The organism is Corallococcus sp. RDP092CA (assembly GCF_041903675.1).
Taxonomy (GTDB): Bacteria; Myxococcota; Myxococcia; order Myxococcales; family Myxococcaceae; genus Corallococcus.
Genome location: NZ_JAYESI010000010.1, coordinates 21,490 through 38,108, shown reverse-complemented (window position 1 = coordinate 38,108; position 16,619 = coordinate 21,490). Strand labels below are relative to the sequence as shown.

Annotated in this window: 12 protein-coding genes; 9 read left to right on the top strand and 3 right to left on the bottom strand. The window is 71.2% G+C overall.

Annotation, left to right across the window (positions count from 1 at the left end):
• Positions 1 to 4 precede the first annotated feature (4 nt).
• Positions 5 to 1,492, bottom strand: a complete 1,488-nt coding sequence (locus tag U8525_RS13430; protein WP_374265495.1) for an aldehyde dehydrogenase family protein — start codon at positions 1,490 to 1,492, stop codon at positions 5 to 7.
• An 88-nt stretch (positions 1,493 to 1,580) separates the two neighbouring features.
• On the opposite strand from U8525_RS13430, the gene U8525_RS13425 reads away from it, so the two are divergent.
• From U8525_RS13425 to U8525_RS13405, 5 genes are all read left to right on the top strand, one after another.
• Positions 1,581 to 2,339, top strand: coding sequence for a glutamine amidotransferase (locus U8525_RS13425; protein ID WP_374265494.1), 759 nt, complete (start codon positions 1,581 to 1,583; stop codon positions 2,337 to 2,339).
• A 149-nt stretch (positions 2,340 to 2,488) separates the two neighbouring features.
• The gene (locus U8525_RS13420) at positions 2,489 to 3,322 is read left to right on the top strand and encodes an esterase/lipase family protein (protein ID WP_374265492.1); all 834 of its coding nucleotides are present in this window, start codon (positions 2,489 to 2,491) and stop codon (positions 3,320 to 3,322) included.
• Between the two features lie 3 nt (positions 3,323 to 3,325).
• Positions 3,326 to 3,787 (top strand): hypothetical protein, encoded by a 462-nt coding sequence (locus U8525_RS13415; RefSeq protein WP_374265491.1) that lies wholly within the window; start codon positions 3,326 to 3,328, stop codon positions 3,785 to 3,787.
• Positions 3,788 to 3,927: 140 nt separating this feature from the next.
• Positions 3,928 to 5,145, top strand: a complete 1,218-nt coding sequence (locus tag U8525_RS13410; RefSeq protein WP_374265489.1) for an AI-2E family transporter — start codon at positions 3,928 to 3,930, stop codon at positions 5,143 to 5,145.
• 143 nt (positions 5,146 to 5,288) lie between these two features.
• Positions 5,289 to 7,853 carry an ATP-binding protein gene (locus U8525_RS13405; RefSeq protein WP_374265487.1) on the top strand — a complete coding sequence of 855 codons (2,565 nt, stop codon included), beginning with the start codon at positions 5,289 to 5,291 and terminating at the stop codon, positions 7,851 to 7,853.
• Between the two features lie 21 nt (positions 7,854 to 7,874).
• On the opposite strand, the gene U8525_RS13400 is transcribed toward U8525_RS13405, so the two are convergent.
• Together U8525_RS13400 and rho are read right to left on the bottom strand one after the other, a co-directional pair.
• Complete coding sequence (locus U8525_RS13400) at positions 7,875 to 8,195, bottom strand: hypothetical protein (protein ID WP_374265485.1); 321 nt, start codon at positions 8,193 to 8,195, stop codon at positions 7,875 to 7,877.
• Positions 8,196 to 8,222: 27 nt separating this feature from the next.
• On the bottom strand, positions 8,223 to 9,836 hold the full coding sequence (gene rho / locus U8525_RS13395) for a transcription termination factor Rho (protein ID WP_374265483.1): 1,614 nt from the start codon (positions 9,834 to 9,836) through the stop codon (positions 8,223 to 8,225).
• Positions 9,837 to 10,330: 494 nt separating this feature from the next.
• Between rho and ligA the strand changes: the two genes are divergently transcribed.
• The 4 genes from ligA (at position 10,331) to U8525_RS13375 (ending at position 16,376) form a co-directional block, all read left to right on the top strand.
• Positions 10,331 to 12,355 (top strand): NAD-dependent DNA ligase LigA, encoded by a 2,025-nt coding sequence (gene ligA, locus U8525_RS13390; RefSeq protein ID WP_374265481.1) that lies wholly within the window; start codon positions 10,331 to 10,333, stop codon positions 12,353 to 12,355.
• A 10-nt stretch (positions 12,356 to 12,365) separates the two neighbouring features.
• Positions 12,366 to 12,653, top strand: a complete 288-nt coding sequence (locus U8525_RS13385) for an acylphosphatase (protein ID WP_374265479.1) — start codon at positions 12,366 to 12,368, stop codon at positions 12,651 to 12,653.
• Positions 12,650 to 13,093, top strand: a complete 444-nt coding sequence (locus tag U8525_RS13380) for a DUF3052 domain-containing protein (RefSeq protein WP_374265476.1) — start codon at positions 12,650 to 12,652, stop codon at positions 13,091 to 13,093. The genes U8525_RS13385 and U8525_RS13380 overlap by 4 nt, the downstream gene beginning before the upstream one ends.
• Before the next feature lie 574 nt (positions 13,094 to 13,667).
• A complete protein-coding gene (locus tag U8525_RS13375; protein WP_374265474.1) occupies positions 13,668 to 16,376 on the top strand; it encodes an Rne/Rng family ribonuclease in 2,709 nt (902 codons plus the stop codon).
• Positions 16,377 to 16,619 lie beyond the last annotated feature (243 nt).

Genomic DNA, 16,619 nt, shown 5'->3' with positions numbered 1-16,619 from the left:
GGCGTCAGGGGGACGGCAGCCTCGTCCACACGGCCTTCGTCTGGAGGTAGCCGTCCAGCGCGTGGTGGCCCAGGTCCTTGCCCCAGCCGGATTCCTTGTAGCCACCGAAGGGCGCCGCGTCGTCGAACTCGTTGAAGCAGTTGATCCACACCACGCCGCTCTTCACCTGCTTCGCCAGCGCGTGGGCCTTGGCCACGTCACCGGTCCAGATGGACGCGGCCAGGCCGTATTGCGTGCTGTTCGCCAGCGAGAGGGCCTCCGCGTCGTCGCGGAAGCGCAGGCAGCTGAGCACCGGGCCGAAGATCTCCTCCTGGGCGATCTTCATGTCCGGCTTCACGTCGCCGAAGATGGTGGGCTTCACGAAGCAGCCCTTCGCCTTGAAGCCCTCCGTGTCGCGGCCACCGCCCGCGAGCAGCTTCGCGCCCTGCTGCTTGCCGCTCTCGATGTAGCCCAGCACCACGTCCAGCTGCTTCTGGCTCACCAGCGCGCCCATCTCCGTGGCCGCGTCCAGCGGGTCGCCCACCTTCATCGTGCGCGCCTTCTCCGCGAGCTTCGCGACGAACGCGTCGTAGGCGTCCTGGTGCACCAGCACGCGGCTGCCCGCGTTGCACGTCTCGCCCTTGTTTCCGAAGATGCCCCAGAAGCACGCGTCCACCGCGCGGTCGAAGTCCGCGTCCGGGAAGATGAGCTGCGGGCTCTTGCCCCCCAGCTCCAGCGTCAGCTTCTTCAGGTTGCTCGCGGCGGACGCCTGCAACAGCCGGCGCGCGGTGCGGCCGGAGCCGGTGAACGAGATCTTGTCCACGTCCGGGTGCCGGGCGATCGCCTCGCCCGCGGGGTCGCCCAGGCCGGTGATGACGTTGATGACGCCAGGCGGGAAGCCCGCCTCCAGCGCCAGCGCGCCCAGCTTGAGGGCGGTGAGCGGCGTGTACTCGGAGGGCTTCACCACCACCGTGCAGCCGGCGGCCAGCGCGGGCCCCAGCTTCCAGCCCAGCATGCACGTGGGGTAGTTCCACGGCACGATGGCGCCCACCACGCCCACCGGCTCCTTGAGCGCGTAGGTGTGGAAGGGGCCGTCCACCGGCAGCACCTCGCCCGTGATGGTGCTGGCCATGTCCGCGAAGCTCGCGAGCGTCGCGGCGGCCGGCGCCACGTCCCCCCGGATGGCGTCCTTGAACGTCTTGCCGTTGTTCAGGGACTCGATGAGCGCGAACTCCTCGCGGCGCTCGTAGAGCAGGTCCGCCAGCTTGCGGATCAGCCTGCCGCGCTCGCGGCCGGTCATCTTCCCCCACGGCCCGGACTCGAAGGCGCGGCGCGCGGCCTTCACCGCGCGGTCCACGTCCGCGGCGGTGCCCGCGGGCACGTCCGCCAGCTTCTGGCCGGTGGCGGGGTTCACCACCGCGAAGGTGCCCCCTTCGACGGGGTCCACCTGCTGCCCGTCGATGAGCAGCTTGAGCACGGGGAGCTTGGGAGTGAGCGAACGAGCGTCGGTCATGGCGAGGCCTCGGGTGAGCACGGCGCGCGAGCGACCTGGAAGTGGCGGGCACCGGACACGGATGGCTGGACACGGTAGGACTGGGGCCATGACGCGGCAACCTGCCCCCATGAAGAACGTCCTGCTGCTGAAAGCCGGCGACGCGGCGACCCCGGTCCAGCGCTCCGTGGGCGACTACGAGCGGTGGTTTCTGCAAACCATCGGACTGTCCGGTCAGCGCTTCGACATCCTCCCCGTGCACAGGGGCGCGCCCCTGCCCCGGGACGCGAGGGGCTACGACGCGGTGATGATGACGGGCTCGCCCCTGTCGGTGACGCGGCGCGAGCCGTGGATGGAGCGCGCGGGCGCCTTCATGGCGGAGGCGGGCGAGCAGGGCATCCCCGTGCTCGGCGTGTGCTTTGGCCAACAGCTGCTCGCGGAGACCTACGGCGGCCAGGTGACGCGCAACCCCAACGGCCGCGAGACGGGCACCGTGGAGGTGACGCTCTCACCCGAGGGCCGCGCGGATCCGCTGTTCACCGGCCTGCCGGAGCGCTTCGCCGTCCAGGAGACCCACGAGGACATCGTCTCCCGCCTGCCAGCGGGAGCGACGGTGCTCGCGAGCAACGCCAACACCGCGACCCAGGCGCTCGCCTTCCGGCCCAACGTGCGCGGCGTGCAGTTCCACCCGGAGATGCCCACGGACGCCATGCGCGCGGTCATCCTCGCCCGCGAGGACGCGCTGGAGGCGGCCGCGCGCGAGGCCGGCCTCCCCGAGGGCGGGGCCGTCCACCGGCTCCTCGCCGGCATCACCCCGACGCCATCCGCGCACCGGGTGCTGATGAACTTCCTCGAACACTTCACCTGACCGGACCTTCCGGGTCCGGACCACCGGACGCGCGAAAGCGGACAGAGGCCGCGCGCGGATCCAGGCCGAGGGGTGACGCGCTCCCTAGCTTCTCCCCCGTGGTCCCGGACGGCGGTCCCTGCACCGTCCAGGAGGGACGGGGGCTGGGGATGAATCCGCTCGTGATGCAGTACCGGAAGCTGAAGTGCCAGCTGAAGTACCTGGCCAGCTACGTGGACCTGGATCCGCGCGGCAACCAGGTCGTGCGCCGCACGGACTTCAAGCGCTGCCAGAGGCCGGTGCTCCTGCTGCACGGCTTCTTCAGCACGCGCCGCGTCCTGGAGGTGCTGGAGCACCGCCTGCGCCGCGAGGGCTACTGCGTCTGGTCCATCCACCTGGGCGGCACGATGGACCGCTTCAACACGCACCGCATCGACGAGCTGGCGCGCAAGGTCCAGGGGAAGGTGGACCGGCTCTACGAGCGCCACCCGGGCATGGGGCCGCTCACCATCATCGGCCACTCCAAGGGCGGCCTCATCGGCACGTACTACGTGAAGCGGCTGGGCGGGGACACGCGCGTCAAGCGCCTCATCACCCTGGGCACGCCGCACCGGGGCACGCGCATGGCCTACCTGGGCTGCGCGACGCTGGGCTGGTTCAGCCGCAGCATGTGGCAGCTCACGCCGGTGTCGCCCTTCATCAAGCAGCTGGGCGTGGGCGCCTTCCCCCGCCACGTGCGGCTCGTGTCCATCTACTCGCGCGACGACGTCATCGCGCGCTTCCCCTCCTCCGTGCTGGACGTGGACGGCCAGCCCAACGTCTTCAATGTGGAGCTGTCCGGCGTGCCCCACGGCGAGCTGCTCACCCGCCGGTCCGTGTGGGAGGTCATCCGCCGCGAGCTGGCCCTGGGCTATGCTGAGGCCCCGGCGGCCGCGTCCGTCGCCGCCCTGGAACCCCCTCCCCTTCCCGTGGCCGCCCTGCTGCCCGCCACCGCCAGCCCCTGACACATGCCCTCGCGCTGGGACCACCTCTTCGACCTCAAGCCCGTCGCCCTCGTGGACCACCTCCTGGACGAGGTGGCGCGGCTGCTCGCCAAGGACCTGGCGTCCTGGCCCCCCCCCGTGCAGGACCTGGAGCCGGCCACCCTGGGCGAGTTCACCGCGCTCTTCCAGGAGGCCACGCGCCGCCCCGCCCCGGCCGTCTACGCGGAGGCCCTGCGGCTGGCGAAGTGGGACCTGGCCCGCGAGTTCGACGCCTTCGACGACTACGTCCGCAACAAGCGCTACCTGGAGCGGGGCCTGGCCCCCGACGACCGCGTCCCCCTGCTCTTCCTCACCCGCTGGCTCACGGAGCAGATGCTGGGCCTGGGCGAGGCCACCCAGGGCCGCATCAAGCGCCCCCTGATGCGCGAGTGCCTGGACCGGCTGGAGGCCCGGCTGGACGCCACGGCGCGCCTGCCCCAGGCCTGAACCGGGCGGGCCCCGGGCCGGCCGCCTGCCCTCGTCAGCGCGGCCTTCCCGGACGCTTGGGGCGCATCGGAGCCCGGGGGCGCCGGAAGCTTTCCGCCGGGAACTTGTCAGGAGGGAGGTTGCTGCCCTAAGCCCGAGGCATGTCGCAGCCCGTGGATGCCACCGCCCCCGACGAACGCCGCAAGCGCCTGCTCCTCCTCGCGGGGCTGTGGGTGGCCCTCGCGGTGACGCTCTTCGCCCTGCGCTCGGTGGTGATGCCCTTCGCGGGCGCGGCGCTCATCGCGTACCTGGTGCAGCCGCTGGTGGCGCGCATCACGCGGCTGCGCGTGGCCGGCCGCGGCGTGCCGCGCTGGGTGGCCATCCTGCTCATCTACGCGGGGTTCTTCCTCGCGGTGTACCTCTTCTTCGTCGCGCTGGTGCCGCAGCTCTACCGCGAGGTGGCGCGCATCAGCCGCGAGATGGCCAGCTTCGCCAGCGCGCTCACGCCGGAGCACGTGCAGTCGCTCGCGCAGCGCGCGGAGGAGTGGCTCAACGTGTACGGCATCCCCGTGGCCCTGTCGGACCGGGCCATGGAGGGCGCGGCGGGCGCCTCCGGCGGCTTCAACCTGGCGCTGGACCTGGAGCAGATGCTCACGGACGCGGTGGCGCGCGTGACGCTGCTCGTGAAGGAGAACCTGGCGGACATCGTCAACGTGTCGCGCCGCATCGTCACGGAGGTGCTGACCGGCGTCTTCATGCTGTTCTTCATCCTCATGGTCGCCGCGTTCTTCTCCATCGACGCGCAGGCCATCCGCCGCTACTTCGGCACGCTCATCCCCGCGGAGTTCCTGCCCGACGCGAAGACGCTGGTGGCCCGCATCGACAAGTCCCTGTCCGGCGTGGTGCGCGGCCAGGTGACCATCTGCCTGGTGAACGGCGGCCTCACGCTGGTGGGCCTGCTGCTGTTCGGCGTGAAGTTCGCCTTCCTGCTGGCCACCATCGCCACGCTCTTCAGCCTCATCCCCATCTTCGGCACCATCATCAGCTCGGTGCCCATCGTCCTCATCGCGCTGGCGGACGGCTTCCAGAAGGGCGTCGCGCTCCTGCTGTGGATCATCGGCATCCACGCGCTGGAGGCGTACTTCCTCAACCCGAAGATCATGGGCGAGGCCGCGCGCATCCACCCCGTGGTGGTGGCCTTCTCCCTCATCGCGGGCGAGAAGCTCTTCGGCCTCTGGGGCGCGCTGTTCGCGGTGCCGGTGGCCTCCATCGCCGTGGCCTGCTTCGACTATGCGCGCCTCAAGGCGCAGCCGCCCCCGCTGGTGGCCCCGACGCCCCAGCAGGCGGTCGCAGCCACGGACGCCGCCCCGGCGGCCTGAACTTCTCCAGCGTGGCGGGACACCCGCCTCCCGCGAAGCGTCCACCGGTGGAAAACCAGGGGCCGGGTCCCACTTCCCCCCTGGTCATCCCGGGGGGTGAGTGACTAATTCCACCCATTCCTCCGCATCCGAGGACATGCGTGATGCCCCCCTCCCCCTCACCGGCTCCGGACTACCGGAGCCTGTTCGAAGCCGCGCCCAACCCGTACCTCGTGCTGACGCCGGAGTTCGTCATCATCGCGGTGACGGACGCGTACCTGCGCGCCACGCGGACGCGGCGTGAGGACATCCTGGGCCGCAACATCTTCGACGTCTTCCCGGACAACCCGCAGGACCCGCACGCCAGCGGGGTGGCCAACCTGCGCGCGTCCCTGGAGCGCGCGGTGAGGACGCGCACCCCGGACGCGATGGCCGTCCAGCAGTACGACATCCCCCGCCCCAAGGAGGCCGGCGGCGGGTTCGAGCTGCGCTACTGGAGCCCGCTGAACACGCCCGTCTTCGGCGAGGACGGCGAGGTGCGCTACGTCATCCACCGCGTGGAGGACGTCACCGACTTCATCCGCCTGAAGCACCTGGACGAGGAGCAGCTCCGCCAGCACGCCGAGCTCCGGGCCCGCGCGGACGAGATGGAGGGCGAGATCTTCCGGCGCGCCCAGCAGATCCAGGAGGCGAACCAGCAGCTGCGCGTCGCGAACGAGCAGCTGGGGGAGCTGGACCGGCTCAAGTCGGAGTTCTTCGCCAACGTCAGCCACGAGTTCCGCACGCCGCTGACGCTGATGCTGGGCCCCACGGAGGACCTGCTCGCCGGGCGCGCGGGCCCGCTGTCGGACGAGGTCCGCAAGGAGATGGAGCGGGTGCACCGCAACGCCGGGCGCCTGCTCAAGCTGGTGAACGCCCTCCTGGACCTGTCCCGGCTGGAGGCGGGCCCCAAGGAGGAGCGCTTCGTGCCCGCGGACCTGGCCGCGCTGACGAAGGACGCCGCGTCCAGCTTCCGCTCCGCCATGGAGCGCGCGGGCCTCAAGCTCACGGTGGACTGTCCGCCCCTCTCCCAGCCCGTCTACGTGGCGCCGGACCTGTGGGAGCAGATCGTCCTCAACCTGATCTCCAACGCGTTCAAGTTCACGCTCCAGGGCGACGTCACGCTGCGCCTGCGCGAGCACGGGCAGCGGGTGGCGCTGGAGGTGGAGGACACCGGCTCGGGCATTCCCGCGCAGGAGCTGCCCCGCCTCTTCGAGCGCTTCCACCGCGTGTCGGGCTCGCCGTCGCGCACGGTGGAGGGCAGCGGCATCGGGCTGGCGCTGGTGCAGGAGTTCGCGCGGCTGCACGGCGGCACCGTGTCCGCGCGCAGCCAGGAGGGCGTGGGCAGCGTCTTCACGGTGGAGCTGCCCCTCGGCCATGCGCACCTGCCGCCGGAGCGCATCCGCACCACCGCCCGGCCGCGCTCCGCGGCGCGCGAGGCCACGTCCGCCTACGTCGAGGAGGCGCTGCTCTGGAGCACCGCGAAGCCCAAGGACCGCACCCAGTCCACGCACCGCGCCCCGCCCGCTCCGGACGGCCACGACGGGAGCCCCGCGCCCCGCGCGCGAATCCTGCTGGTGGACGACAACCGGGACATGCGCGACTACATCCAGCGCGTGCTGTCCGCCGAGTACGACGTCGAGGTGGCGACGGACGGCCAGAAGGGCCTGGAGGCCGCGCTGGCCCGGCCGCCGGACCTGGTGCTGTCGGACGTGATGATGCCGAAGCTGGACGGCATGGGCCTCCTGCGGGCCCTGCGCGCCGCGCCCACCACGCGCGAGCTGCCCATCCTGTTGTTGTCCGCGAAGGCCGGGGAGGAGGCCACGGTGCAGGGCCTGGCGTCCGGCGCGGATGACTACCTGGTGAAGCCCTTCTCCGCGGGGGAGCTGCTCGCGCGCATCGCGTCCAACCTGAAGCTCGCGAGGATGCGCGGGGAGATGGCCGACGAGCGCGCCCGCGCGGAGGGCCTGGCCGAGGCGCTGCGCGCCCGCGACGACTTCCTCTCCGTGGCGGCGCACGAGCTGCGCACGCCGCTGGCGGCCTTCCAGCTGCACCTGGAGCTGGTGGAGCGCGGCCTGAGCCGGGACGGGCCGTCCAAGGCGCTGGAGCGCCTGAAGCAGGCCCGGGCCTTCATCCGCCGGCTGGCCTCGCTCGTGGACGTGCTGATGGACGTGTCGCAGATCACCAGCGGCCGGCTGAAGCTCACCCGCACGGACGTGGACCTGGGCGACCTGCTGGTGGAGGTGACGCGCTTCGCGGCGGAGGAGGCGCGCAGGGACGGCACGCCGCTCACCGTGGACGTGAAGGGCCCGGTGACGGGCACCTTCGACCCGTCGCGCATCTCCCAGGTGGTGCACAACCTGGTCGCCAACGCGCTGAAGTTCGGCCGGGGCCGGCCCGTGGACGTGACGCTGCAGCCGGACGGCGAGGTCGTGCGCCTGTCCGTGGTGGACCACGGCATCGGCATCAAGCCGGAGGACCGCGAGCGCATCTTCGAGCGCTTCGAGCGCGCCGTGTCCACGCACCACTACGGCGGCCTGGGCCTGGGGCTCTGGGTGTCGCGCCAGGTGGTGGAGGCGCACCAGGGCCGCATCGACGTGGAGGACACGCCGGGCGGCGGCACCACCTTCCGCGTGACGCTGCCCTTGAGGGATCCGCCGGTGAACGTGGCCGGCGGGCTGGTCAGCTGAGCCGCGCGAAGCGGCCGCCCGCTACTGACAGGCGGCGGCGCAGCGCGCGTTGCGGCACGTGGGGATGCAGCGGCCGCAGTCCACGCTGTTGGGGGGGCACGTCCCGTCACACCGCACGCCGGAGCAGTCCGGCCCGACGTCGCGGTGGGTGATGGCGGTGCCCTCGCCGCAGCACGCGTTCGCCACGCAGTCCGAGTCGTCGTAGCAGACCTGGTCGGAGAGCACCGGCGGGGTGTCCCCGATGGGCAGGTCCTCCACCCCGAGGTCGCACCCGGCCCCGAGCCCCAGGGCGAGGCCCGCGGCGACGCGGGCGACCAGACGCGGGAGGCGGGCACGACGCATGGGGGGCTCCTTGGGCCGGAGAGGCGACTACCGGTTCATCGAGCCCAGGAACTCCGCGTTCGCCGCCGTCGGACGCATGTGCTTGAGCACGAACTCCATCGCGTCGATGGGGGTGAACGGGTGGAGCACCTGGCGCAACGCCGTAATGCGCACCAGGTCCGCCGGAGACAAGAGGAGCTCCTCCTTGCGGGTGCCGGATTTGTTGATGTCGAGCGTTGGGAAGATGCGCTTCTCCATCAACTTCCGGTCCAGGACGATTTCGGAGTTACCCGTGCCCTTGAACTCCTCGAAGATGACCTCGTCCATGCGGCTGCCGGTGTCGATGAGCGCCGTGCCGATGATGGTGAGGCTGCCGCCCTCCTCGATGTTGCGGGCCGCGCCGAAGAAGCGCTTGGGCTTGTGGAGCGCGTTGGCGTCCACGCCGCCGGACAGGATCTTCCCGGACGCGGGCACCACCGTGTTGTAGGCGCGCGCCAGGCGGGTGATGGAGTCCAGCAGGATGCAGACGTCGTACTTCTGCTCGACCAGGCGCTTGGCCTTGTCGATGACCATCTCCGCCACCTGCACGTGGCGCGTGGCGGGCTCGTCGAAGGTGGAGGACACCACCTCGCCGCGCACGCTGCGCTCCATGTCCGTCACCTCCTCCGGGCGCTCGTCCACGAGCAGCACGATGAGGTAGACGTCCGGGTGGTTGCGGCTGATGGCGTGCGCGATGTTCTGCAGGAGCACCGTCTTGCCGGCCTTCGGAGGCGCCACGATGAGACAGCGCTGGCCCAGGCCGATGGGACAGAACATGTCGATGATGCGCGTGGTCATCTCCGACGACTCGTGCTCCAGCTTGAGCTTGCGCGTCGGGTAGAGCGGCGTGAGGTTGTCGAACAGGATGCGCTCGCGCGCCGCGTCCGACATGGGGTCCGCGAAGTTGACCTTGTCCACCTTCTGGAGCGCGAAGAAGCGCTCGCCCTCGCGGGGCTGGCGGATGGGGCCCGTCACCGTGTCGCCGGGCCGCAGGTTGAAGCGGCGCACCTGCGACGGGGACACGTAGATGTCGTCCGGGGACGGCTGGTAGTCGCTGTCCGCGCTGCGCAGGAAGCCGAAGCCGTCGCTCAGGAGCTCCAGCACGCCCTCCGCGTGGACCTCGAAGCGCTTGTCCGCGATGCCGCCCAGCAGCGCGAAGATGAGGTCCTGCTTCTTCAGCCCCTGGTAGCCCTCGATGCCCGTGTCGTGGGCCATCTTCGCCAGGTCGGTGATCTTCATCCGCTTCAGGTCATTGAGCTTGATGACCTGCATCGGGGTGCCGTCGCGCTCCACCTCGGTGATGGCGGGGCCCTCCGCGGACTCCAGCGGGGCGGACGGGGAGGCCTCCTCGGCGCCCTCCTCGTCCGGCGTGCCGCCCATCTCCTGGAGCTCGTCGTCGCGCACGGGACGGGAGATGGGCGTGAGCACCGGGCGGGGCGCCTCCGCGGCGACCTCGGGGGCCTCGGCCTCCTCGGCGGGAGCCTCTTCACGACGAGCGGGCGCACGGCGCGACCGGGACGCGGGCTTCTCCGCCTCCTTCGCCGCCGCGCGCTTGCGACGGGGCTTCTCGTCGGTGAACTCGGGCTCGACTACCTTCTCTCGGGGGGAACGGGCTTTGGCCATGACGGTCTGCGGACGGAATAGGGGGGAATCGCCCGAAGGCTCGGGCAGGCTGTACGCGGGACGGCGATCCGTCCGCGCGGCGCTCGGAAGCACCTTCCAGGGGGGCAGCACCACCCAAGTCCTGGGAACGGACCGGAGGGCGCGTGGGCCTGTGGTTGGGAAGAGTCGGCGCCGGGGGAACCCCTGCGCCAGGAATCGCGTTGGAAACTATTGACCGTCTCCAGAGCTGTCAAGGCATCCGTGCCTGGCTCTGTCCCGTTTTTCAGGGGGTTGCACTGGAGGGCGGGGGTATTGCCAACAGGAAATCCGCTATGTAGCTGAAATTCGGGCCTAATGGGGCGGCGGCTGCGCCTCCCTGCTGGAACACGCGCCCCCGGGTCCCCCTTCCCGAGCCGGGGAGCAGGCCCGTCAGGTGGTGCCGGTAGAGTGCTCCTCCTCCAACGCGGGGCGTGCGCGACTGGCCGCGCCCCTGAATTGGGGTAAGGACACACCCCGTGGACACCTTCCCGAAAGCCGAAGCCCGCGCCCGAGCGCTCCGTCAGGAGCTGGCCCACCACAACCACCGCTACTACGTGCTGGACGCGCCGGAAATCAGCGACGCCCAGTACGACACGTTGATGCGCGAGCTCCAGGCGCTGGAGGAGCGCTACCCCCAGCTCGTGACGCCGGACTCGCCCACCCAGCGCGTGGGCGGCGCGGCGGTGGAGGCGTTCGGGCAGGTGGTGCACACCACGCAGATGCTGTCCCTGGCGAACATCTTCGATGACGCCGGGCTGACGGAGTTCGACGAGCGCATCCGCAAGCAGACGGGCCTCTCCCAGGTGGGCTACGTGTGCGAGCCCAAGCTGGACGGCCTGGCCATCTCCCTGCGCTTCGAGGACGGCCGCTTCGCGCAGGGCGCCACGCGCGGCGACGGCACCACCGGCGAGGACGTCACGGGCAACCTGCGCACCATCAAGAGCCTGCCCCTGGAGCTCTTCCCCCACGACGGCGTGAAGGTGCCCAGGCGGCTGGAGGTGCGCGGCGAGGTCTTCATCCGCAAGGAGGACTTCCGCAAGCTCAACGAGAAGCGCGAGGAGCAGGGCGAGTCCCTCTTCGCCAACCCGCGCAACGCCGCCGCGGGCAGCCTGCGCCAGCTGGACCCCCGGGAGACGGCCACCCGGCCCCTGTCCGTCTACCTCTATGAGTGCGTGCCCGGCGACGGCGTGCCCGCCTTCAAGACGCACACCGAGAAGCTGGAGTACCTGAAGACGCTGGGCCTGCCCATCAACCGCTACCAGCACGCGGACGGGGCGGACGGGGTCCGCCAGCGCTACGAGGAGTCCCTGAAGGGCCGCCACTCCCTGCCCTTCGAGGTCGACGGCATGGTGGTGAAGGTGGACGACGAGGACCTGCGCCGCCGCCTGGGCCAGGTGTCCAAGAGCCCGCGCTGGGCGGTGGCCTACAAGTTCCCGCCGGAGGAGGAGTCCACCACGGTGGAGGACATCGGCATCCAGGTGGGCCGCACGGGCGCGCTCACGCCGGTGGCGCACCTGAAGCCGGTGAAGGTGGGCGGCGTGACGGTGGCGCGCGCCACGCTGCACAACGAGGACGAGCTGCGCCGCAAGGACGTGCGCAAGGGCGACACCGTCTTCGTGCGCCGCGCGGGCGACGTGATTCCGGAGATCGTCTCCGTGGTGCCGTCCAAGCGCCCGGAGGGCTCCCAGCCCTTCACCTTCCCCACCCACTGCCCGGTGTGCGGCGCGGTGGCGGCCAAGGACGAGGACGGCGCCATCATCCGCTGCACGGGCGCGTCCTGCCCCGCGCAGCTGGTGGAGAAGGTGCGCCACTTCGCCAGCCGCCTCGCCATGGACATCGAGGGCCTGGGGGACAAGCTGGCCACGCAGCTCGTCACCCATGGGCAGGTGAAGACGTTCGCGGACCTGTACGCGCTCAGCCGGGACTCGCTGCTCAAGCTGGAGCGCATGGGGGAGAAGAGCGCGGACAACCTGCTGGCCTCCATCGCGGGCAGCAAGAACACCACCCAGCGGCGCTTCCTGTACGCGCTGGGCATCCGCCACGTGGGCGACTCCACGGCGCGCGCCCTGGCGGAGTCCTTCCCGGACGTGAAGGCGCTCTTCACGGCCAGCCTGGAGGACATCAGCCGGGTGAAGGACGTGGGCCCGGTGATGGCGCAGGTCATCCACACCTTCTTCCAGGAGCCGCAGAACCAGGCCACCATCCAGGCCCTCCTGGACGCCGGGGTGCACCCGGCCCCTCCGGCGGTCGCCACGGGCGGCCCCTTCGTGGGCAAGACGGTGGTGCTCACCGGCACCATGGAGCGGCTGGCGCGCGAGCAGGCCAAGGAGGAAATCGAACGGCGCGGGGGCAAGGTCTCTGGAAGTGTCTCGCGCAAGACCGATTTCGTCGTCGCCGGCGAGGACGCGGGCAGCAAGCTGAAGAAGGCGCAGGAATTGGGGGTAAGAATCCTGGATGAGCAGGCGTTCCTGAAGCTGCTAGAAGGGGACGCCAGAGCATGAGGCCAGAGGCATGAGCACGCAGCGCCGGGTGACCCTGCGCATCCAGGGCGCGGTCCAGGGCGTCTCCTACCGGGAGAGCGCCCGGCAGGAGGCGCTGCGCCTCGGCCTGTCAGGTTGGGTGCGCAACCGGAGCGACGGCTCCGTGGAGGCCACGGTGGAAGGCGAACCGGGCGCGCTGGAAGAGTTCATCCGCTGGTCTCACCGGGGTCCGCGCATGGCGAGCGTCACGGACGTGGCGCGCACCGACGGGCAGGCCACTGGCGAGTTTCGCACCTTCACCGTGGAGCGCACACCATGACGCCCTACGCCCTGGCGTCCCTGGCGTCCATGCTGGGCATCCGGTCCGGCACCAAGGTCTCCGTCATCAACCCGCCGCGGGGCTTCGTGCAGAAGCTCAACCCGCTGCCGGACGGGGTGGAGTTCCTCGTCACGGCCCAGACCGGGCTGGACGTCATCCTCTTCTTCACCTCCGACGCCACGGAGCTGGTGCAGCGGCTGCCCGCGCTGTCGCGCGCCACCACCCTCAACGGCGGCATCTGGGTCTGCTGGCCCGCCGGCGAGGGCGTGAAGACGCGCCTGTCCGAGGACTTCGTGCGCCAGGCGGCGCTCGACATCGGGCTGGTGGACAACAAGATCTGCATCATCGACGAGACCTGGACGGGCCTCCGGCTGGTGCGCCGGCCGCGCGGCAAGCTGGACAAGCCGGAGGGGCGCAAGCAGGCCCCCGCGCAGGCCTGAACGTCCGTTTCCGAGCGCCCGGACGCCCGCCGGGCGGGCCCGTCTTCCATCTGCCCGACAGTGGATGAACGGGCGCATCGGGCCTTTACACACCTGGAGGGGCGTGGAAAACTCTCCGTGTTTCTGGGCGGTTGTGTGACGCCCCGCGTTGGCGGGGCATCACGCCCAGGCAGGAATTTCGACGGGTTGCGCTTCCGGTTCCCTCCGGATGCCCCTGCTGCTCCGGGGCCCCCAGACGCCCCCCCAAGGTGACCCACGCATGGGCACCGACCGGGTGTGGAAGAGGGGGCGGACAGCACGGGCGTGGTGGGCGCCTCGAGCGCGTGAAGAGAAGCAGCCCCGCCCGGCACGGTGCCGGTCGCAATGCGGGGCAACATGAACTCGGAGGAGCAGGCGGCGATGTCCTCGGCCCCCACCCAGGTGATGCGTTCTCCCTCCGGGTCCTCCGGAAGGCGTCCGCACGCCGGAGGGCCGCTGGCCGCCTCTCCCCTCGCGGCGTGCTCGGAGGTGTGGCGTCTCGCCGCCTCCCGTCCGGTGAGGTCCCCCCTACCGCGCGCGCTACCAGGATTCATCCATGAGCAGTGTGCTCGTCATCAATGCCGCGGGTCGGGAGACCCGGGTGGCGCTCGTCGAGGGCGGCCATATCGCGGAGTTCTACCTCGAGCGTAAGAAGGACAAGGGCGTCGTCGGGAACATCTACAAGGGTCGCGTCGTCCGGGTGCTCCCGGGCATGCAGGCGGCCTTCGTGGACATCGGGTTGGAGAAGGCCGCCTTCCTGTACGTCAGCGACGTCGTCTACGACCCGGACTTCGCCCGCGCGCAGTTCGAGCTGACCGAGGGCGAGCACGAGGACGCCCCGGACGTCCCCACCGAATCCGAAGCCGACACCATCGAGGCCGCCGCCGCGGCCCCGGACGCCACGCACGCCCTGCCCGCCGGCACCGAAGTCCCCGCGGGTGCCCCGGAGCCGGTGCTGGCGCACGACGGCGCGCTGGCGCTGGACGTCCAGGCCCAGGCTGCCGCGCCGGTGGAGTCCCCGGAGGCGGAGCCGGAGGCCGTGAAGCCTGAGCCGGAGGCCGTCCCGGCGCCGCTGGAGGCCCAGGCCGCGCCCGAGCCCGTCGAGCCGGCGGCGTCCGTGTCTGTCGTCGCGGAGACCCCAGCTGAAGGGGCCACGCGGGAGGCCCCGGTCGAGGTGTCCACCGCCGCCGTGGCGGTGCCGCTGCCGGAGAGCGGCTCGCAGGCGGTGGAGGCCCCCGCCACGGTGGTGCAGGAGACGCCCGCGGAGAGCGTCACCGCCGCCGCCCTCGCCGAGTCCGGCGTGGCGCCCGCGACGGAGGGCAGCGCCGCCGAGCCGCCGCCGCACGCGGCCGTCCTGGGCGAGCTCATCCCCTCCCCCGCCGCCGAGCCCGCCCGTCCCGCCGAGGTCTCCGGCGAGCGCCGCACGCCGCGCGAGGCGCGGGAGGCCCGCGAGCCGCGCAACCGGGAGGGCCGCGAGAAGGACAAGGACAAGCGCCGCCAGGAGCAGCCCCGCCGCGAGAAGCGCGACGAGGAGAAGGAGAAGCCCAAGCAGCGCAAGACGGACAAGATTGAAGACCTGCTGAAGGTGGGCCAGGAGGTCGTGGTCCAGATCTCGAAGGACCCCATCGGCACGAAGGGCGCGCGGCTCACCTCGCACATCTCCATCCCCGGCCGTCACCTGGTGTTCATGCCCACGGTGGACCACGTGGGCATCAGCCGCCGCATCTCCAACGAGAAGGAGCGCCGCCGGCTGCGTGAAATCGTGGACCGGCTGCGTCCGCCCGGCACGGGCTTCATCGTGCGCACGGTGGCGGAGAACGTTCCCCAGGAGAAGCTGGAGAGCGACATCCGGTTCCTCATCGAGGTGTGGAACCAGGTGGTGCGCCGCAACGAGAAGCGCGGCGGACCGGGCCTGCTGCACCCGGACCTGGACCTCATCCTGCGCGCCACGCGCGACCTGTTCGCCCACGACGTGGAGAAGCTCGTCGTGGACGACGCGGAGGAGTACGAGCGCATCCAGGGCTTCGTCACCGCGCAGGACCCGGCGCTGCGCGACCGCGTGGTGCTGCACGAGACGGACGAGCCCGTCTTCGACGCCTACGGGATTGAGCAGGAGCTGCAGCGCGCCACCCAGCGCAAGGTGTGGCTGAAGAGCGGCGGCTACCTGATCATCGATCAGGCGGAGGCGCTCACCGCCATCGACGTCAACTCGGGACGCTACGTCGGCAAGAAGAGCCTCGAGGAGACCATCACCAAGATCAACGTCGAGGCGGCCAAGGAGATCGTCTACCAGCTCCGGCTGCGCAACATCGGCGGCATCATCATCTGCGACTTCATCGACATGGAGAAGGCGCAGAACCGCGACAAGGTCTTCAAGTCGCTGCAGGAGGCGCTGGGCCGGGACAAGGCCAAGACGAACGTGCTGCGCATCTCCGAGCTGGGCCTGGTGGAGATGACGCGCAAGCGCGTGCGCGAGTCCATCGGGCGCGTGCTGCACGAGGACTGCCCGTACTGCGACGGCAAGGGCTTCGTGAAGACGGCCACCACGGTGGCGTACGAGATCTTCCGGGAGATCCGCCGGGAGGCGCCGGGCTACAAGGACTCCACGCTCGTCATCAACTGCAACGCGGAGGTCGCGAGGCTCCTGCAGGGTGAGGAGCGCAACGAGCTGCGGCACCTGATGGACCGCTACAACAAGTCCATCCAGGTGAAGGCGCAGCAGAACTACCACCGCGAGCAGTACGACATCTACGGCCGGTCGGCCACGGGCCCCGAGCACAAGGTGGCCTCGTCGCCGGGCTCCGGTGACGGCGAGCTGGCGATGCAGCAGCGCCGCCCGGAGAACAACTACGGCGGCCGTCAGGACCAGGGCCGTCGTGGTGGCGGCCGGGACCGCGACCGGGGTGAGCGCGGCGGCGGTGAGAACCGCGGCGGAGGCGAGGGTCGAGGCGGCGAGCGCGGCGAAGGCCGGGGCGGCGAGCGCGCCGGTGGAGACCGTCGAGAGGGTCGGCGCCCCGAGCGCGGCGAGCGCGGGGGTGACCGCAACCGGGGCGGCGACCGCGAGCGTCGCGGCGGCGAGGGCCGGGGTGGTGAGCGCGGCGAAGGCCGGGGTGGCGAGAACCGTGGCGGCGAGCGCGGTGAGCGGCCCGAGCGCGGTGAGCGCCATGGCGGTTCCGGCGGTGGCAGCAACGGTGGCGGCGGCACGCCTCCTGCGGCGTCCGGTGGGGGCTCATCGGAGCCGTCCAGCGGTGGCGGCGAAGGCTGAGGCCGTGCGCGACCCCGGGCCCCATGAGCCCGGTCCGTGAGTGACAGCGAAGGCCCGGTGGGTACACCCGCCGGGCCTTCTGCATTGGAGCCCGTGTTCAGCGGCCTGATGTCAGCAGGCCTCGCGGACACGCTGCCTGACGGTCCCCTCACCCTTGCGCCAAGCCGCGAGCGGCAGCCGATGTCCACGGTCCTCGCGGGCATGCCGCCTGAGGCTTCCCCTTGCCACCCGCCAAGCCGCGAG